Origin of the sequence: Brevibacillus sp. FSL K6-0770 (assembly GCF_038000275.1) — a bacterium.
Lineage (GTDB): Bacteria > Bacillota > Bacilli > Brevibacillales > Brevibacillaceae > Brevibacillus > Brevibacillus parabrevis.
Window position 1 is genome coordinate 3735684 of the sequence record NZ_JBBOBQ010000001.1, and the last position, 19440, is coordinate 3755123.

A 19440-nucleotide genomic window follows, 5' to 3' on the forward strand; every position below is an offset into this window, starting at 1 on the left:
GAAAAGAAAGGCTAACTGACGCCTTTCCCCCTCTACTCCCTGTATTCATCTGCGCCAGAAGTTCTGGCTTCTACCTTCAGTGCTTCCTCCATCCGGACCAGCACCACATCTTTTCCGATCTTCACAATATTGCGCCACGGGATAACATAATCATTCCCGGAGGAAAAAAATCCGAGGAATTTGCCCGGCCCCGGCACGACAATGGCTTCCACACGTCCGTGACGCAGATCGATCTCCAAATCGGATATCGTTCCCAGCCGCTTCCCATCCAGGATATTGACCACTTCTTTTGTCTGGAAGTCAGAGATTTTCACCATTCTCCTCACCCACTTTTCTCCGTTACTCTCAGTATATGAACCCGCCGGAGAATATGTCCTTCTTCGCCGGAAAAAACAAAAGGCAGCCACGAATCGCCAGCCATAAAAAAACCCAACGGCACGAAGACCGTCGGGACCTATGTAGCTTCTCATTACGATTGCACGTGCTTTTGCATATGAGCGATCGCCGCTTTTTCCAACCGGGAGACCTGTGCCTGCGAAATTCCGATTTCTTCTGCTACTTCCATCTGGGTTTTTCCCTCGTAAAAGCGCATGGATAAAATCATTTTTTCCCGATCACCCAGACGTTGCATTCCTTCGCGGAGCGCGATTTCTTCTACCCATGTGACATCCTTGTTCTTCTCGTCGCTGATTTGATCCATGACGTAGATCGGATCTCCGCCATCCTGATAGATCGGCTCGAAAAGCGATACCGGGTCCTGAATGGCATCCAGCGCGAACACGACGTCTTCCTTGGCAACGTTCAATTCTTGAGAAATCTCGGTAATGGTGGGCTCTCGCGAATGCTTGTTGGTCAGATTGTCTCGCACCTGAAGGGCTTTGTAGGCGATGTCCCGCAACGAGCGGGAAACGCGAATCGGGTTGTTGTCGCGCAAATAGCGCCTGATCTCCCCGATGATCATCGGTACCGCGTACGTGGAAAATTTAACGTTTTGCCCGAGATCAAAGTTGTCGATCGCTTTCATCAATCCGATGCAGCCTACCTGAAACAGGTCGTCGACGAACTCTCCGCGGTTGTTGAATCTTTGGATGACACTCAGCACCAGACGCAGGTTGCCGTTGACCAGTTTCTCGCGGGCAGCCAGCTCTCCGCTTTGCAGGCGCTCAAACAAATCCCGCATTTCCTTGTTTGTCAGCACCGGCAGTTTGGAGGTATCTACCCCGCATATCTCTACCTTATTGCGCGTCACGTCTTTCCCTCCTCGAAGCAAGAAAAAAGTCCCTAACCCGGTTGTCTTGAAAGGCCGCGTACTGACGCGTAGCCGCCAAGAAGGTGGCAAAAACCACCATCTGTTACGGTTTAGGAACAGTATCCCCTGAGGCTGGGAAAATATGCGTTAGACCATTTTGTTGAACTCTTTTCGCAACCGTTTTATAATTCGCTTTTCCAAACGGGAAATATACGACTGGGAGATCCCGAGCAAGTCCGCGACGTCTTTTTGCGTCTTCTCCTCTTCCCCAGCGAGGCCGAAGCGCAGCTCCATGATGATTCGCTCCCGCTCGGACAGCTTATCCAGCGCTTTTTTCAGCAGCTTGCGGTCTACCTGGTCTTCGATATTTTTATAGATCGTGTCATTTTCTGTACCGAGCACATCGGACAAAAGCAGTTCGTTGCCATCCCAGTCGATATTGAGCGGTTCGTCAAAAGACACCTCGGAGCGAATCTTGTTGTTGCGGCGCAAATACATCAAAATCTCGTTTTCGATACAGCGGGAGGCGTATGTCGCCAGTTTGATGTTTTTCTCCGGGTCAAACGTGTTGACCGCTTTAATCAAACCGATCGTCCCGATGCTGACCAAATCCTCGATGTTGATCCCGGTATTTTCGAATTTGCGGGCGATGTAGACGACCAGCCGCAAGTTGCGCTCGATCAGCATGCCGCGCACGGCTGGATCGCCCGAAGGCAGGCGGCCCAGAAGCAGTTCCTCTTCTTCTCTCGTCAACGGTGGAGGCAATGCTTCACTCCCGCCAATGTAATAGACTTCTTCAGCGCGTGCACCAATCCACAGCAGGAAACGGTACCAGGTCAACTGGAGTTGTAGGCGAAGTTTTACATACATGATTAGCCCTCCTGTTTGAGAATAAAGGTAGGTTCTTGCGTATATGCTTCCATCATGGCAGGATGTACGATCGCCTGGTACTTGCCGTCTGCCGAAAGCGGAATCGGGTTAAGCCCGATCAGCACTTTTTCCGTTTCATAGCGAAGTCCTTCCTGTACAACCATCACATGATCCGGCTTGATCGCAAGCAAAAAATCCATTCCCCGCGACACGCTCCGGTACGGGATGAGCCGTACCCGAGCTTGCCATTCCAGCGGCAGGTCATCCCAGGATCCGTCCAGCTTCTCCCACACTCCACCGTTTTCATCGGTTTGTCGGAGAAGCGACGGCGGAAGCAGATGAGCCAGCATGCGGCTTTCGATAATCATCACCGGCAGACGCGTGATCGGCTCGTGCAGCTGATTGCCTGTATCCACGAGACCGCGGCAAATGACTTTTTCTTTTGCGACAGTCACCACGACATCGACGAGGAACGTCTCCATTCTTCGCGGCTCCTGAATCGCTTTGTAGCTCTTTTTCCCGAGGAAAAAGACGAGCAGAAACCCGATGACCACAATCGCGAGGGTAGGCTTGAAGCCCACTCCAAAACCGTCGTTGTGCGTCACAATCAATCCGTTGACAATTTCGTTTCGCGGCGCCAAAAAGTATTGAAGCCCGAATACTCCTCCGCCAAAAACAAAAGCGACAAAATAAAAAATGATCAAGTTTTGCGCAAAGGACAACAACCTCCTGTTCCCGAATGCGATCCACAGCATGAGAATGGAAAACAACAGCTTGACTGACCATTGATACATAGGCGAAAACGCAGGGAAAAAGAAAAAGACCAAATACGAACAACCGAACAATGAGGCCGCGATCATTCTCCACCACACCACGCGCTCTTTGCGAAAATACGCGGTAAACCAGAGCAACAAGGTATCAATAGCCAGGTTGAGGAGTAGAATGATATCAAGATACACAACCACTTGCCCTCACCTCCGATCTGTTTTCGCCTGGGCGAAAATCCGAGAGCTGCAAGAGTTGCCGTATGTGTAGCGCCAGGACGCCGCTTTTATAGCGCTGGCTCTATCAGTAAAAGCAGTATATATCAATGTGTATGTAAAGTCTGTCAATTCTTGACGGTGTTTTTTTGGATTTTTTGTCTAACGTTTTTGGTTCTATTTCAAGCAAATGCACAGCGTCGAGACGTTTTTCACAGAAAAAAGCCTTGTCTCCGAAAAGAGAACAAGGCTTTTCCACTTTTGTGGCCTATTTTTTGTTGCGACGACGATTTCGCAGGAATGCTGGAATATCGAGGTTGTCGAGATTGCTCATGGAGAAGAAGGACTTGTCATCCTCTTCTTCTTTGGCACGGCCCGTATTCGTGTTGGAAATCGGTGTCGGACGGTTGCCAGCAGTATTGATCGGTTGTTGCTGGCGGCGCGGTGCTTCCGGTACGCGCTGGGAATGCTCGAATCCCGTTGCAATGACCGTAACTACCAGTTCATTTTTCAAATCTTCGTTGATGACCGCACCGAAGATCATGTTTACATCTGGGTCTGCTGCCGAAGAAACGATATCTGCTGCTTCGTTTACTTCGTACAAGCTCAAGTTGGTGCCGCCTGTGATGTTCATCAGAACGCCGCGAGCACCGTCAATCGATGTTTCCAAGAGCGGGCTGGAAATGGCACGGCGAGCTGCTTCAGCCGCACGGTTTTCCCCGCTGCCTACGCCGATCCCCATCAAAGCGGAGCCGCGCTCGGTCATGATCGTCTTCACGTCTGCAAAGTCCAAGTTGATCAGACCCGGTACAGCGATCAGGTCGGAAATCCCTTGAACCCCTTGGCGCAAAATGTTGTCCGCTTCACGGAACGCTTCGAGCATAGGTGTGTTTTTATCTACGATTTCCAGCAAACGATCGTTAGGAATGACGATCAGCGTATCCACTTTTTCCTTGAGTGCCGCGATACCAGCCTCACCGTGCTGGGAACGCTTGCGCCCCTCGAAAGAGAAAGGACGAGTCACGACACCCACCGTAAGAGCGCCCATCTCCTTGGCGATCTCAGCGACAACAGGGGCTGCACCAGTACCGGTTCCTCCGCCCATTCCCGCCGTAACGAATACCATATCTGCACCGCGCAGAGCATTTTCAATCAAATCGCGGCTCTCTTCCGCCGCCTTTTTGCCGATTTCCGGATTCGCACCTGCTCCGAGACCGCGTGTCAGCTTTTCCCCGATTTGCAGTTTAATCTCGGCACTGGACAATTGGAGCGCCTGTGCATCGGTGTTCAGGGTGATAAATTCTACCCCTTTCACGCCGCCTGCAATCATGCGGTTTACGGCATTGCTGCCGCCGCCGCCGCACCCAATTACTTTAATTCGTGCAAAGGATTCCATGTCCATATCAAATTCCAGCATATTGCTAGTCCTCCCCAATTCAACATAAAAACTTGTGGCCCAAGAAGCCGATTGACAAACGAATGGGACATCCCGTTATTCTCTTCCATGATTTCAAAAGAACGAAACGTTCCAATTTTCGCCATTGTGCTAACTACGGCAAAGCGACTAAATAAATTCGCTAAACCAGTTTTTCACTTTTTCCATCAAACCGCCGCCTTCTTTTGGCTGCTTGGCAACGGTTTGCTTCTGAGTGCCCTTGAATGAGGGGGTGACGCGTACGCTGCGGCGCTCCATCAACTGCAAGGCATATTGAATCAAACCTACCCCTGTGGTGTAGGCAGGATCCCGCACTCCGATGTAATCAGGAATTGCGATGCGAACAGGTGCGTCCAATTCTTCTTTTGCCAATTCCAGCATGCCAGGCATTGCTACTGTACCGCCAGTCAGGACGTAGCCGCCTGCAATCTCGTCGCGGAAGCCCATCTTGTAGACAGCATCCTCGACTAATTGGAATATTTCTGCAGCGCGCGGCTCAATGATATTGGCCAAGTCTACTTGGGTAAACTGCTTTTCTACTTCACTGCCAATCCGGTTCACCTTGAATTTCACATCTTCAGAAGCTTCATCGATCAACGCACAACCGTTTTTTATTTTCACGCGGTCTGCCACATCCGTATGGGTACGCAATCCTAGTGAAATGTCGCTTGTGATATGGTCGCCACCGATGCCGATCACGGTGGTAGCGGCCAGCTTACCTTGCTCGAATACACCGATCGTGGTAGAACCCGCACCGATGTCGACAAGAACGACACCCATATTTTTGTCATCTTTGGATAGGGCAACCGTGCTAGCCGCAAGCGGTTGCAAGAAAATTCCAGCTACACGCAGATTGGTTCGTTGAGCACAGCGAACGATGTTATGTACAACCGTTTTCAATCCGGTTACAATGGTCCCTTCCATTTCCAGTCGGACACCAATCATCCCGCGAGGGTCTTTGATACTACCCTGCCCATCTACGATATACTCCTTTGGAACTACCTCGATGATTTCACGGTCCGGCGGAATCGCTACAACCTTCGCTGCCTGAATGACGCGTTGGATATCTTCTTCTCGTATCTCACGGTCTTCGCTGGATACAGCGACAACCCCTTGGGTTTCATGCAACTCGATATGGTTTCCAGTGATCCCCACATACACTTCTTCGATAGAAACGCCAACCATGCGTTCAGCATGATCGACTGCTTCCCGGATGGCATGCACGGTTTGGTCGATGTCAACAATCACGCCCTTCTTGATGCCTTCTGAGTGTGATTGTCCGACGCCGATGATGTTGATGGAACCGTTGTTGATCTCGCCGATCATGACGCGTACTTTGGATGTTCCAATGTCTAGGCTGACGATGAGTTCATTACTTACCAAACCTGTGACACCTCCCCTGCTACGTCTTTTGTCTTGCTAAAATGAGAACACCTGCATAAATTATTCCACACAGGACAACCATTCCCTTTTTTTCATCTAGAATTTTTGTAAAAAAATGACCATCTTCCCATTTGTTCGGGCTATTCTTGCTGATTGATCCAACGGGATAGAACTATTCTCCTAATCACAGCCAGGTTATTGAAGAGACGCACCCCGAAAGCCACGATGGCTGCCAGGTACAGATCAATCCCGAGGAAACCTCCGATGAAGGCCAGCCCAGCTGCAAAGAGCGTATTGAAAAAGAATCCGGACATGAAGATCCGAACGTTGAAGGTGCGTTCCAAGAAGGAGCGAATCCCCCCAAAGATCGTATCCAATCCAGCCAACAGAGCTATGGAAAGATAGCTGCTATACTCCTGGGGCACGCGCCAATCCAGAAGGAAGCCGACAGCGAGACCGACAATCAGTCCGATAAGCGGGAGCCACATGGTTACGAATCTCCTTTTTCTTTAACAGGTTTCATAAATTGGATGACACGTGTTTCTTTGTTTGCGGAAATCAACAGCTTGTCCCGTTTTTCGGCCAACACTTTTTTGTTCGCCAGCTGAAAGTTCTCTTCGACACCCTCCAGCTTCATCGCGGACAAAAGCACGTCAGGCTCTCCCAATGCTTTTATTTCATATGGAGGCTGTATCGTCCTCGTATCAATCTGGATGACAGCCCCTACATTGCGGATCGCGGAAGTGGCAATCAACCGATGATCGTTAATGGACACCGCTTGCGCTCCGTTCGCAAACAGGATATTGACCAGCCAACGCAAATCTTCATCGTCAATCGTGTATTCACCTACAACAGGCACCTGCATGTGTTCGTCCAGAATCGGCTCTGTAGGCGTGTGGGCATCGACAACTTCCAGCACGATGCCTTCCCCCTCGACCTCTACCATTCCAGCCATTCGACGGTTTCGCTCCAGCTCTTCCTTCATGACCGAAATGCTCTCGTCTTCACTTAATGCGGTTTCGTATTGGTAGTACAGCTGATTGTACTTGGAAATATCTGCAAGCAGGTTTTTGTGTTTCTCCAGCTCTTTTTGCAGCGTGGTCCGGAGTTCCGCAATGCTGCGAGACTCCTTATGTACCGGATGGAGGCTGCTGCGCAATTGCACAGCCAACATCACACCTATGATAGCACTAATAATGGCAAGAATAAACGTGATTTTACGGCTTTTTTGTAACATAGGGCAAACGCATCCTTTTACCTTTTAGGAGTGTTTCGTTTTGGCGTCACCAACGAAGGCCGGGAGCTGCACCTTCTCTTTTTTCGCCAAGTCGATTTGAACAAAGTCTTGCAGAGATTGCAATACTCCTCCTGGCAAATGGAGGGCACTCTCCATCGTCTCCGGATTGCCGATTGCCGAGATGACAAAAGGAGCGGCAGACTTGATTCCGTTGACGATGATCGTCGGACCGACACAGCGGATGGAAGAGTTGCTTACCAGTCTCTGGCCGTTGATGCTGATCGCCTCGGCTCCCGCTGCGCGCAGTTCATTGACGACCAGACGCACATCTTGCTCATGCACGATGTAATTGGCGATGTCCGAGCTGCTTGCTGCCGATTGGCTGTCCTGCATCGTGATGACAAGACCAGGGCCTTCTACAGCGACCACGCCGGAGAGCATACGCGCAGCCTCCAGCTGGGCGAGTGTGTCGGCTGCCTCAGATTTTTGCTGAGCCATCGCTTCCTCGACTTTGCCTACCTGGCGCTGCAAATCAATCAGCTGGTTTTCCAAATGCCTGTTTTGTTCTTTTTCGGATAAAATCCGGTCATTCAATTGCGTTTCCTGCTGGAACAGCTGATCATTCAACCGCTCTTTGCGCGTGAGCTTGGTAGTCTCAAACGAGGTTGCTACCAGAAAGCCTGTACAAAGCGTCACGACGGTTAAATAAAGATGAAATTTGCGGCGACGACTCATTGTCTGCTACCCCTTTTTTCTTTACTGCGGCTTTTCTGTCTGCTCCTGGCTGCCTGCTATCGGAATGGCATCACTTCCCGCACCGTACGGAACAAACCACGGCTGCTCGAACATGGAGAGCACCCCTTTTGTTCCTGCCGGCAGCTCTGCCACGATCGCCGGATACCAGTTCAGCATTTTATCCAGCTTGTAGACCACGCTGCGCACTTCGTTTCCGTCGCGCATGTACAAGGTTACCCGCTGCTTATCGTACACCGTTGGCGTCAGAGTTATGTCCGAAATTTCGGCGAGCACATTCGGTGTGAGGCGAGACAACGCTTTGGCGAGATTGGGGAGCAGCTCAGGCGCTGCCCAGGAGCTGATCAAGGGCCTGTCCACCACGCGATCGGCAAAATTCACCTGCTTCAGCACCTTGCCGTTTTCGAGCAGCGGATAGCGGCTGCCGTCTTGTCCATTCCAGAAGGCGACGCGCTTTTGCTCCGTTACGTGCAGCCGGATCACTCCCGGAAAAGAACGGCTGACCGTCACGTTCTTGACGCCCTCAAGCGGCGCCAGATTGCTTTGCACGCTGCTCTCCCACACATTGAGAAATTGCATGTCGCGTTGCAGACCCGATTGCTGGACGATTTGCTCTGTGGTGTAAATGTCGTTTCCGATAACCTGGATTTCCTGCACCTTGCTGTACGGTGAGCGAATAAAAACAATGATAAGTACAGTAAGAAAAAACAGCACGAGCCAAAATACCAGTTTACGGTTTCCTTTTCGTCTGGGACGTTGCTGCTTGACTTGCGGAATGCGTTCCTCAATTACCGCCATGGCCGAATCCTTCCTCATGCATTCTAGGCTCATCGCCCGCAAGATAATTCATTCAAAAGGGAATAAATGGATTTCTTCCAAATAAATGTAACTATACAAAACAGGGAAAGCGGCATAGCACTATGCCGCTTGACTTCCCTCGATCATATCGAAACCCTCGTGATGTCGGCTCCCAGCCTGCGCAATTGCTCTTCCAGGCGATCGTATCCACGATCGATATGATGAATCTGATTCACCGTCGTAATGCCTTCTGCCGCAAGCCCTGCCAATACGAGAGCAGCGCCTGCTCGCAGATCTGTCGCTTCCACATTCGTGGCGGTCAGCTTCCCGACGCCGCGAATGATAGCAGAGCCGAGATCTACGTATATAGAGGCGCCCATTCGCGCCAATTCATTCACATGTTTGAATCTTCCTTCAAAAATCGTTTCCTTGATGACGCTGGTTCCCCTCGCCTGTGACAGAAACACCATCAGCTGCGCCTGCAGGTCAGTCGGAAACCCTGGATACGGCGAGGTGATGATCCGGTCGTAAGCACGAGGACGGGAGTTGCTTTTGATTTCCATTATATCATGGCGGGTCTTGATTTCAACACCACAGCTACGGGCAACCTCAATCAATGCCGTGAGTTGCTCAGGCAATGTATTGGTCAGCTCCACATGCCCTTGGGCAATGCCGACCGCCAGCACATACGTCCCCGTCACAATTCTGTCGGGAATGATCCGGTAGCTGACGGAGCGAAGCCGCGGTACGCCGCTGATTTCAATCGTATCGGTTCCTGCCCCTCTTATTCGCGCACCCATGGCGTTCAGGAAGTTTTGCAGGTCGATAATCTCCGGCTCCCGAGCCGCATTACAGATGCGTGTCGTCCCTTTTGCCAAGACTGCCGCCATCATGATATTTTCCGTCGCGCCCACGCTGGGGAAGGAAAGAAAGATGTTGGTCCCGCGCAATTGCTTTGCCCGAAAAGTAATGTAGCCTTCGGATTCTTCTATTTTAGCCCCGAGTGCCGTAAGACCAGACAAATGCAGGTCAATTCGGCGTTCACCAATGTCGCAGCCACCGGGACGCGATATGGTGACTTCACCCAACCTGGCCAGAAGCGGCCCGGCGAGAAAAATAGAAGATCGCATCTGGCTCATTAAATCATCTGGCACATGCGGGACGGAGACAGACGTTGTATCCAGATCGACGCAACCGTCCACGTGCTTCGTGTTGGCCCCCAGTGCCGTCATTATCTCCAGCATGACTTTGATATCTTTCAAATGGGGGACATCGTAGATATAGAATTGCCCTTCCGCAAGAACAGCAGCGGCAAGGATGGGAAGAGCAGCGTTCTTAGCTCCTTGGATCCGAAGCGAACCGGACAGAGGTCTTCCGCCTTCGATCGCAAAAGTCTCCAAACTTTCACCTCCGTGTTACCCCTCGCCCACCACCAGAACTTCCGGATGCAGATCAATTCCGTATTTCGCAAGAATTGTGCTCCGAACATGCTCAATCAAGGTGAGGACGTCGGTAGCCGTGGCTCCCCCGCAATTCACGATGAAATTCGAGTGTTTTTCTGAAACCTGAGCTCCACCGATTTGATAGCCTTTCAGCCCCGCTGCTTCTATCAGACGCCCTGCGTGATCGTTCGGCGGGTTGCGGAACACACTGCCCGCACACGGCATTTGCAACGGCTGTGTCTGGCGTCGCCGATCCTTGTTGGTCGCAAGTGTCGCGGCAATCTGCTTGCGATCGCCTGTACGCAGTTGAAAACGGGCTTCCAGCACAATCCCTTTTTCTTTTTGCAAAAGAGAAGTCCGATAGCTAAAGCTCAGTTCGTCGTTACTCAACACCTTACATTCGCCGTTTGCGAAAAGAATCTCGGCTTCAATAAGAATACGTGAAAGATCAGATCCGTGTGCCCCTGCATTCATATAGACGGCTCCGCCTACCGTACCAGGAATCCCTCCTGCGAATTCCATCCCTGTTAATCCCATCTTGCCTGTCTCCACCGCCAGGCGGATCATGGAATATCCGGCACCCACACACACCTCTTCACCCCTGAACTCGCAGTGGCTCAAGCCCTCAGCCACTTTGAACACGGCTCCGCGAATCCCTCCGTCCCTCACCAGAAGGTTGGAGCCGCGCCCGATAACACTCCAAGGAATTTCATGACGATGGATGATCTGCAAGGCTTTTAGCAAGGATTCTTTGTCCTTGGGCTGGATTAACAAATCAGCAGGACCGCCAACCCGCCATGTCGTATGATTGGCGAGAGGCTCATTGGTCCACACTTTTCCGATCCCTGCTTGCTTCAGCTCATCTGCAATATTTATCATTTGTGAACCTCCTGATACGTTTGCTAGGTCGGACCTGTAAGTCTTCTCACGTGTTTGCTCCATACTATGCGATCGCCCAGATCGGCGTGACAATCGCCCATCTGATCATTTTTTTGCGGAGACTTCCTGCAAGGTGCGCACGATTTCCGTGGCTGCTTTCGGCATTCCCAGCGACAGGGCGTTCTCTTTCATTTGCTTCCACAACTCATCGCTGTGCAGCAAGCTTTCCACTTCCTGAAGCAGGCGCTCTCCTGTCAGCTCCTTCTCCACAATGACTCGCGCTGCACCTGCACGTTCAAGGCCGCGCGCATTTTTCTCCTGATGGTTGTTTGTCACATACGGAGACGGAATCAAAATCGACGGAACGCCGAGAGCCGTCACTTCGGCCAAGGTAGATGCACCTGCACGTCCGACCAGTATATGTGTCGCCGCCAAAACGTCCGGCATGTTATGGACGAATGGAAGCACGGAAATGTTCTCGGGAAGCTTCCCTTTTGCGGCAAGCTCGCTGGAGATTTTATCAAAGTGAACATCTCCGGTTACGTATACAAAATGAGTATCGGCATATTTGCCCAACTCGGTAACAACAGAAAGCACCGCTTCATTGATCGCCCTCGCTCCCCGGCTGCCGCCAAAGATCAGGACGATTTTTTTGCCTGCGTCTACCCCCAGAAAGCCACGGCCCGCCTCCGCGTTGCCATGCATCACTTCTGTCGCCCGCGGATTGCCGGTAAACACGGTTTTCCCCTCTGGAAAGTACGCGAGAGACTCTGCAAAAGATACGGCCACCCGAGTAGCCGAGCGCGACAAAAATTTGTTGGTCAGACCAGGAACGACGTTTTGTTCGTGGATCAAGGTCGGGATGCCCAAGCGCGAGGCTGCGTAGACGACTGGCCCGCAGACGTATCCCCCCGTGCCCACGACGACATCCGGTTGAAAATCGCGCAGCATTTTTTTCGCATCCGACACGGCCCGGACGAATTTCCACAAGGTCTTCAGGTTGTCCAGCGACAGCTTCCGCTTCAACCCGCTGATCTCGACGGACTGAAAAGGAATTTCTGTTCGCGGTACGAGCTGGGCTTCCAACCCTTTTTTACTGCCGATATACAAAAAGGCAGCCTGCGGAGTTTGGCGAGAAACTTCCCTCGCCACCGCAAGCGCCGGATAAATATGTCCACCTGTGCCACCGCCTGTAAGGACGACGCGCATACTCTCACACCCTTTTTATGCAGAGAAAACAGATTGCCCACGTGCGAAGCATCGCACCTTTTTCCTGCTGTTCATTCATGATCGAGAAAACCGAGATATGTTCAGGAGAACGCCGACACCTGTGAGCATCAGTGTCAGGGATGATCCTCCATAGCTTAAAAACGGCAGCGTGATCCCCGTCACCGGAAACATGCCTGTCACGACCCCGATGTTGATGACGACCTGAATCGCAATCATTCCGATGATCCCGAGCGCCAAAAGGCTGCCGAACAGATCGGGGGCCGTGATCGCTGTGCGCATCCCTCTCCACAAAAGCAGCAGGAACAACAGCAAGATGAGCGTACCGCCGATGAAGCCGAGTTCTTCCGCCACAATGGAGAAAATGAAGTCATTGTATGGTTCCGGCAAGTACAGATGCTTTTGCCTGCTTTGTCCCAAACCGAGGCCGAGCAAACCGCCCGGACCGATCGCATACAGCGATTGAATGATTTGGTAGCCTGTATTGAGCGGGTCAGACCAAGGATCGAGAAAAGAAGTAATCCGCTTGATGCGGTAAGGAGCTGACAGTACCAGTCCGATGAAGCCAACCACCCCGATCATGCCCAAGCCGACAAAGTGGCTGATTCGCGCTCCTGCCGCGAAAATCATCACAATCGCCGTGCCTGTCAATACCGTGCCTGTACCCAGGTCGGGCTGAAGCATGATCAGGCCGAAACAAACCATCGGAATCGCCAGAGCGGGCATCAATCCTTTGCGGAACTGCACAATTTGCTTCTGGTTGTCGGACAGCCACCGCGCCAAAAACGCGACGACGCCGAGCTTGGCAAACTCGCCAGGCTGGATTCCGAAAGCCCCGAAGCCAAGCCAGCTTTTCGAGCCGTTCACTTCAATCCCGACGATAAGCACCAGAATCAACAGCCCGATACTGGCGTAAAAGCCCGGCTTGGCCCATTGTTTCCATACCCAATAGTCGATGTTCATCGTGATGTACATCGATGTGATGCCGAGCAAGGCAAAAATCAGCTGCCGCTTGGCAAAAAAGTACGGATCGGAAAAGGGTGGCTTCTGGGCGACGATCGCACTGGCGCTGTACACCATCACGATGCCAATTCCCAATAAAAAAAGTGTTGCAAAAATAATTACGAAGTCGGGGGCAGAGCGTACCTTGCTCATAGTGCCAGGTCATCCTTTCTCATGCCGTCCCGTTTCACGCTGTATTCATGAAGCTTTTGTGGGACGTTATGCTAGGCTTGTTTTAAGTCTATGCACGCCGTCCTTAAACATGCTCCCCCGTGCTTCAAACGAAGGGAACATATCCCAACTCGCACACGCCGGGCTGAGCAGCACCACGTCACCTGATTGCGCCAACCGGGAAGCAGCAAGAACGGCTTTCTCCACAGTATCGACATGGATTCGCTCGTTAATCCCTGCTTCTTCCGCCCGCGCAAGCAAAATCGGTGCGGTCTGGCCCAATGCGATGACCGCTTTTACCCTGCCCTTGATGACAGGCAAAAGCTCCTTGAAATCAACACCGCGATCCAACCCGCCGCAAATCCAGACGACAGGCTCCTGGCACGCCTGCAAGGCACGGGAAGCCGCCTCCGGATTGGTCGCTTTGGAATCGTTGAAATACTTCACTCCGGCGATGGAATCCACGTATTCCATGCGATGTTCTACCCCGGCAAAAGTCGAAAGCACCTGCACGATCGCACGCGTATCAGCGCCAGTCAGCTTCGCTACCAGAATCGCGGCGAGCGCATTGTCCAAATGCGGGACCGTGATCTCGTCGACAGCGATAATCGCCTCTGTCCCGCCCTGTCCATCGGCGAACAAAATGACGCCATCCTGGACGAATGCCCCGCGCGGAACTTGCTGCGTTTTGCTGAAATAGTACGTCTGTGCGGGAAGCTCGCCGCATTTCGCGAGAATGTCCGGCTGGTCAAACGGCAAAATCGCCATATCGTCTGCGGTCTGATTGGCGAACATTTTCAGCTTGGCGTCGAGATACTCTTCCAGCGTATGGTGGTAGTCGAGATGAGCAGGGTACAGATTGAGCAAAACACCGATGTGCGGACGAAATTCTCGCGTTCCCATGAGCTGAAAGCTGCTCAGCTCTGCGACCAGCCACTGGTCTGGCCCAGCTTCCTCCGCAAGACCGCAAAGGACGGTTCCGATGTTGCCGCCAACGAGCACATCAAGACCCGCTTCCTTGAGAATTTGTCCAACGAGCGTCGTCGTGGTTGTCTTTCCGTTGGAGCCCGTGATGCCGATGATCGGTGCCTTGGCAATCTGGGAGGCAAGCTCTACCTCCGTCACGACAGGAATACCGAGAGCAAGCGCCTGCTTCACTGGCGGCGCTTCATAAGGGATTCCCGGATTTTTCACAACGAGAGACACCCCCGGATGAATCAAATCTTCCGGATGGTGCCCGCAAATGACGGTAATTCCGAGCGCTTCCAGCTCCTCGATCCCGCTCGCTTCTTCCCGCGGCTTTTTATCGTTAACCACGACATGAGCGCCAAAGCGGTGCAGCAGTTTTGCCACTGCTACACCGCTTTTCGCCATTCCTAAAACGACTACGTGCTGATTATGATAACGCATCATCTGATTGTCACCACCTCAAGGTATACACCCAATCCGGCAAAGAACATGCCGACCAGCCAGAAGGTGACGACGACACGCCACTCGGACCAGCCTGTCAATTCAAAATGATGGTGAAGCGGGCTCATGCGAAAAATTCGTTTGCCCCGTGTCTTGAAAGAAACGACCTGCAAGATGACAGACAGTGTCTCCACGACAAACACCCCACCGACAATCGCCAAAAGCAGCTCTGTTTTCGTCATGATCGCAATTCCGGCGAGTGCTCCCCCCAAACCGAGCGAGCCTGTGTCCCCCATGAACACGCGGGCCGGATGGGCATTGAACACGAGGAAGCCGAGAACCGCACCGACGACGGCTGCACTGAAAATCGCCGTGTCGTAATCTTGCCCGAACCAGGCAATGATGGCGTACGCCCCGAAAGCGATCGCTCCCGTACCAGCCAAAAGGCCGTCCAGACCGTCCGTAATGTTTACGGCGTTGGTCGTGCCGACGAGCAAGAACAAGAGGAACGGGAAGTAGAAATAGCCCAGCTCCAGCTTCCATGGCGTGCCTGGCAAATGCAGCGACGTGTCATGCCCCATCATCAGCAGCAAAATATACGCGCCGATAGCCAGCACAATCTGACCGGCAAACTTTTGTCTGGCGGTCAAGCCGAGGTTGCGCTTCTTCCTGATCTTGATAAAGTCATCCAAAAATCCGATCAAACCGTAGCCGAGTGTCACCAGTAACAGGAAGTAAATTTCCATTGTAGCATTGGCAAACTTCAACACGGTAAATATAAGTGCCAGCAGAATGATGGTGCCCCCCATCGTAGGGGTACCAGCCTTCTTGAAGTGGGATTGCGGTCCTTCCTCCCGAATTGCCTGCCCAAATTTCAGGCGGCGAAGGAAGGGAATAAACAGTGGGCCAATCAGTACGGCAATGAGAAACGCGGCGACGATCGTGACGATTAGGACGTTGTCAGCGAACATGCCCGAGCCTCCTTTCTTTCGATGCCAATGTGTCGCATCTGTCTCTATTCTTGGTTGTACCGGGCAATCGCTTCCCGCGCAACTTCACGGTCGTCGAAGGGCAGTACTTGATCTTTGATGATTTGATACGTCTCATGGCCTTTTCCGGCGATCAAAATGACATCGTCCGGCTTCGCCAAGGAAACGGCATAATGAATCGCTTCACGGCGGTCCGTCACTGCCGTGTAACGCGCAGCAGACACATCGCGCACGCCTGCGAGCATGTCGGCAAGGATCGCCTGCGGCTCCTCGGAGCGAGGATTATCTGATGTTAAGACGGTCATATCCGCATATTTCGTTGCGATTTGCGCCATAATCGGGCGCTTCGTGCGGTCGCGGTCTCCCCCGCAGCCCACGATGCAGAACACGTTGCCTTTGGCAAATTCCTTGACGGTCATCAAGGCGTTTTCCAGACTGTCCGGCGTATGCGAGTAATCGACGAGAACAGCGAACGGCTGACCCGCATCTACGGCTTCAAAACGTCCGTTGACACCAGCTACTGCTTCCAAGCTCGCCTTGATGTCTTCGAGGCTCACGCCTTCTGCAAGTGTAACCGCCATGGCTGCCAATGCGTTATACACATTGAATTTCCCCATCAGCTTCAGGTTGAGGTCAATCGTACCCGCAAAGGTTTCCGCCGTAAACGAGGTTCCTTTGCTCGTAATCTCGATGTTTTTAGCCTGGACGTCTGCCGGCTGGTCGATGCCGTACGTCACGACGCGCGCAGGTGTCACGGTTGCATACAGCTTCGATGCCTCGTCATCTGCGTTCAGCACGGCTGTCTTCAGGCAATTCGGATCGTAGTGGTTCCCGAGCTGGGAAAACAGCAAAGACTTGGCGTAGCGATAGTTTTCCATCGTTTTATGATAGTCGAGATGATCTTGCGTCAAATTGGTAAAGACCGCGGTATGGATGTCGCAGCCGCGCACCCGTCCCAACTCAAGCGCATGAGAGGACACCTCGATGATCGCATAGTCTGTGTTCACATCGCACATGCGACGGAAGCTTCTTTGCAGATCCACGGCATCGGGAGTCGTATTTTTCACTTCTTCGATAACATCCCCGATTCGCATGTGGATCGTGCCAATCAAGCCTGTTTGCTTGCGCCGATCGCGCAGGATCTTGTCGATCAGATGAGTGGTGGTCGTCTTCCCGTTTGTCCCCGTAACCCCAATCACCTTTAACTCTCTTGTGGGAGATCCGAAAATACGATCAGCCAGCATAGCCATTGCCCGCCGGGTATCCGGCACCCTGACAATAGTCGCTGGCACGTCCAGATCTTGTTCGGATAACACGGCAACGGCGCCATTTTTCACCGCCTGGGCCGCGAACGTATGACCATCCACGGTATACCCTGTCAGACATACAAACAAGTAGCCCGGTTTAACCTGGCGCGAGTCTGCTGTCAAACCCGTAATCTCCATACTGTCATCCCCCGAAACCTTCACTGGCAACAAAGGCATGAGCAGATCCCGTAGAAACATGAAACAGGCACCCCATTCTCCAACTTAGTATAGACAGAAATTTGCCCTTTTTTACCGAAATGACACGAATCCGTTTTGGTGACGAACAAAGGCAGAGCGATTGTAGACAAGCCTACTTCCCTCCGCCTTCGAAATCTCATTTTATAGCTAATTGCTCAATTTGTCACCAAGATGTATGCGAATTTTTCCGCCCTCTTCAATTTTTACTCCCGGTGCTGGCGACTGCGCAATCACATAGGTGCCTTTGCCCGAAACGACCAGCGGAAGCGTCTCGTACGTCTGGACGACATCTTTCATCGTCTGCCCGACCATATTCGGTACTTCGATCGGTTCCCGCTCGCCCAAAGCTTTGTTGATTTCCTTGGCAATCCCGTCTTTGCGCTTGGGCACATTCAGGTGCTGCAAGGAAGATTCAATGATGCTCTTGACGCTGGGCGCGGCAATCAGTCCGCCAAAAGCCAGTGCTTTCGGATTGTCGACTGCAAAATAAACGACAATTTGCGGATCGTCTGCCGGAGCAAAGCCGATGAAGGATACGATGTACTCCCCGTCCATGTATCGTCCGTTCTTGACCTTTTGCGCGGTTCCTGTCTTCCCGCCGACACGGTAGCCTTCGATGTACGCCTTGTTCCCTGTCCCTTGGGCGACGACACTCTCCAGGGCGTACCGGACTTTTGCGGAAGTCTCTGCCGAGATGACCTGCCGCACTTCCGTCGGCAGCGTCCGCGCTACGATATCGTGTGTGACACTATCGCGCCATTCCTTGGCGACGAACGGCTTCATCAGCTTCCCGCCGTTGATCGCTGCCGAAACAGCCGCCATTTGCTGGATGGGCGTAACGGAAACGCCTTGCCCGAACGAGGTCGTGCCCAGCTCAACCGGACCGACGCGGTTCAGATTGAACAACAGTCCGTTCTCTTCTCCGATCAAATCGATTCCTGTTTTTTGTCCGAAGCCAAATTTTTTGATGTATTCAAACAGGCGTTCTTTTTGCAGCCGCTGGCCCATCGTCACGAAACCCGGGTTGCACGAGTTCTCCACGACTTCCAGCATCGTCTCCTGGCCGTGTCCTTGCCGTTTCCAGCAGCGCAGCCGCTTTCCCGCGACCGTAATGAAGCCGGGGTCGTAGAAGCCTTCATCGAGCGATACGACGCCCTCGTTCAACGCCGCAGCGAGCGTGACAATCTTGAATGTCGAACCTGGCTCATACGTTTTCCAGATGGGCAAATTCCGGTTGTACACTTCCGTCGGGTAGTTCTGATATTCGTCCGGCTGGAACGTCGGACGGCTGCCCATCCCCAAAATTTCCCCCGTCTTTGGATTCATCGCGATCGCCAGAACATCATCGGGCTGATAGGCGACCACAGCCTGATCCAGCTCCCGTTCGATGAACGACTGGATCGCACTGTCGATGGTCAGATACATGTCCATTCCGCTTACCGGAGCTACGTAATCTTCGGAGCCGCCGGGCATCACGCGTCCTTTGGCGTCAGAGGGAAACGAAATGTGTCCGTCCGTTCCTTTTAAAAATGGATCGTAAATCTTTTCCAGTCCGGTCAACCCTTGATTGTCGATCCCGGTAAAGCCCAAAATATGCGCGGCCATGGAGCCATTCGGATAAAAGCGCTTGGAATCCCCGGCCAAGTAAATCCCCGGCAGGTTCAGCTCCTGGATTTTTCGCGCTTTTTCGATCGGCAGCTTTTTCCCGCCCGGAATCTTGTCATTGCTCATTTGTTTCTTCGTGATCGCCTGGTACACATCTTCTTCTTTTTGCTCCAAAATGATCGCGAGTTGCCGGGCTGTCTCCTTCGCATCCTTGATTTGTGCAGGAACGGCGACAACGGTTGGCACTGTCATGTTGGAGACCAGCTCATTGCCGTTCCGATCGAGAATCCGGCCGCGATTCGGCTTGAAGTCGATTTCCCGATTCAACAGCTGGTCAGCCATTTGCGCCAGCTTCGGCCCTTCTACCAGTTGCACATACCCGAGTCGGGTGATGAGCGCCGTATACAGGACAATGCCGATGACAAGCGATATAAAAATGCGACGGCGTACAGTAGCATTGGATACCCGCAAAGCGAGTCCCCCCTCGAATAGGTTGTCTCTTCCT

The 19440-nt window shown here is 52.5% G+C and carries 18 protein-coding genes; all 18 read right to left on the bottom strand.

The window, feature by feature from the left end; genetic code table 11:
• Nucleotides 1–32: 32 nt before the first annotated feature.
• Nucleotides 33–317, bottom strand: coding sequence for a YlmC/YmxH family sporulation protein (locus NST23_RS17535; protein WP_063230403.1), 285 nt, complete (start codon nucleotides 315–317; stop codon nucleotides 33–35).
• 152 nt (nucleotides 318–469) lie between these two features.
• Entirely contained in the window at nucleotides 470–1249 is a 780-nt protein-coding gene (gene sigG, locus NST23_RS17540; RefSeq protein WP_005832957.1) for an RNA polymerase sporulation sigma factor SigG, read from the bottom strand.
• 147 nt (nucleotides 1250–1396) lie between these two features.
• The gene (sigE, locus tag NST23_RS17545) at nucleotides 1397–2119 is read right to left on the bottom strand and encodes an RNA polymerase sporulation sigma factor SigE (protein ID WP_063230402.1); all 723 of its coding nucleotides are present in this window, start codon (nucleotides 2117–2119) and stop codon (nucleotides 1397–1399) included.
• 2 nt (nucleotides 2120–2121) lie between these two features.
• Nucleotides 2122–3084, bottom strand: a complete 963-nt coding sequence (gene spoIIGA / locus NST23_RS17550; protein ID WP_122965014.1) for a sigma-E processing peptidase SpoIIGA — start codon at nucleotides 3082–3084, stop codon at nucleotides 2122–2124.
• Between the two features lie 283 nt (nucleotides 3085–3367).
• The gene (ftsZ, locus tag NST23_RS17555) at nucleotides 3368–4516 is read right to left on the bottom strand and encodes a cell division protein FtsZ (RefSeq protein WP_122965013.1); all 1149 of its coding nucleotides are present in this window, start codon (nucleotides 4514–4516) and stop codon (nucleotides 3368–3370) included.
• 147 nt (nucleotides 4517–4663) lie between these two features.
• The gene (gene ftsA, locus NST23_RS17560; RefSeq protein ID WP_122965012.1) at nucleotides 4664–5917 is read right to left on the bottom strand and encodes a cell division protein FtsA; all 1254 of its coding nucleotides are present in this window, start codon (nucleotides 5915–5917) and stop codon (nucleotides 4664–4666) included.
• 140 nt (nucleotides 5918–6057) lie between these two features.
• Nucleotides 6058–6405, bottom strand: coding sequence for a small basic family protein (locus NST23_RS17565; protein ID WP_005832967.1), 348 nt, complete (start codon nucleotides 6403–6405; stop codon nucleotides 6058–6060).
• A gap of 2 nt (nucleotides 6406–6407) precedes the next feature.
• On the bottom strand, nucleotides 6408–7154 hold the full coding sequence (locus NST23_RS17570; protein ID WP_122965011.1) for a DUF881 domain-containing protein: 747 nt from the start codon (nucleotides 7152–7154) through the stop codon (nucleotides 6408–6410).
• A gap of 24 nt (nucleotides 7155–7178) precedes the next feature.
• A complete protein-coding gene (locus NST23_RS17575; RefSeq protein WP_063230397.1) occupies nucleotides 7179–7889 on the bottom strand; it encodes a DUF881 domain-containing protein in 711 nt (236 codons plus the stop codon).
• A gap of 21 nt (nucleotides 7890–7910) precedes the next feature.
• On the bottom strand, nucleotides 7911–8705 hold the full coding sequence (locus tag NST23_RS17580; RefSeq protein ID WP_122965010.1) for a cell division protein FtsQ/DivIB: 795 nt from the start codon (nucleotides 8703–8705) through the stop codon (nucleotides 7911–7913).
• A 143-nt stretch (nucleotides 8706–8848) separates the two neighbouring features.
• The gene (gene murA, locus NST23_RS17585; protein WP_122965009.1) at nucleotides 8849–10105 is read right to left on the bottom strand and encodes a UDP-N-acetylglucosamine 1-carboxyvinyltransferase; all 1257 of its coding nucleotides are present in this window, start codon (nucleotides 10103–10105) and stop codon (nucleotides 8849–8851) included.
• A gap of 15 nt (nucleotides 10106–10120) precedes the next feature.
• The gene (murB, locus tag NST23_RS17590; RefSeq protein WP_287102984.1) at nucleotides 10121–11026 is read right to left on the bottom strand and encodes a UDP-N-acetylmuramate dehydrogenase; all 906 of its coding nucleotides are present in this window, start codon (nucleotides 11024–11026) and stop codon (nucleotides 10121–10123) included.
• Between the two features lie 105 nt (nucleotides 11027–11131).
• A complete protein-coding gene (gene murG, locus NST23_RS17595) occupies nucleotides 11132–12235 on the bottom strand; it encodes an undecaprenyldiphospho-muramoylpentapeptide beta-N-acetylglucosaminyltransferase (protein WP_340964172.1) in 1104 nt (367 codons plus the stop codon).
• Nucleotides 12236–12310: 75 nt separating this feature from the next.
• Nucleotides 12311–13408 (bottom strand): stage V sporulation protein E, encoded by a 1098-nt coding sequence (gene spoVE / locus NST23_RS17600; protein WP_122965006.1) that lies wholly within the window; start codon nucleotides 13406–13408, stop codon nucleotides 12311–12313.
• Between the two features lie 66 nt (nucleotides 13409–13474).
• Nucleotides 13475–14839, bottom strand: a complete 1365-nt coding sequence (gene murD, locus NST23_RS17605) for a UDP-N-acetylmuramoyl-L-alanine--D-glutamate ligase (protein ID WP_122965005.1) — start codon at nucleotides 14837–14839, stop codon at nucleotides 13475–13477.
• Nucleotides 14836–15807 (bottom strand): phospho-N-acetylmuramoyl-pentapeptide-transferase, encoded by a 972-nt coding sequence (gene mraY / locus NST23_RS17610; RefSeq protein WP_122965004.1) that lies wholly within the window; start codon nucleotides 15805–15807, stop codon nucleotides 14836–14838. The genes murD and mraY overlap by 4 nt, the downstream gene beginning before the upstream one ends.
• Before the next feature lie 44 nt (nucleotides 15808–15851).
• Nucleotides 15852–17330, bottom strand: a complete 1479-nt coding sequence (locus tag NST23_RS17615) for a UDP-N-acetylmuramoyl-L-alanyl-D-glutamate--2,6-diaminopimelate ligase (RefSeq protein ID WP_173597037.1) — start codon at nucleotides 17328–17330, stop codon at nucleotides 15852–15854.
• A 147-nt stretch (nucleotides 17331–17477) separates the two neighbouring features.
• On the bottom strand, nucleotides 17478–19406 hold the full coding sequence (locus NST23_RS17620; protein WP_122965002.1) for a stage V sporulation protein D: 1929 nt from the start codon (nucleotides 19404–19406) through the stop codon (nucleotides 17478–17480).
• Between the last annotated feature and the right edge of the window lie 34 nt (nucleotides 19407–19440).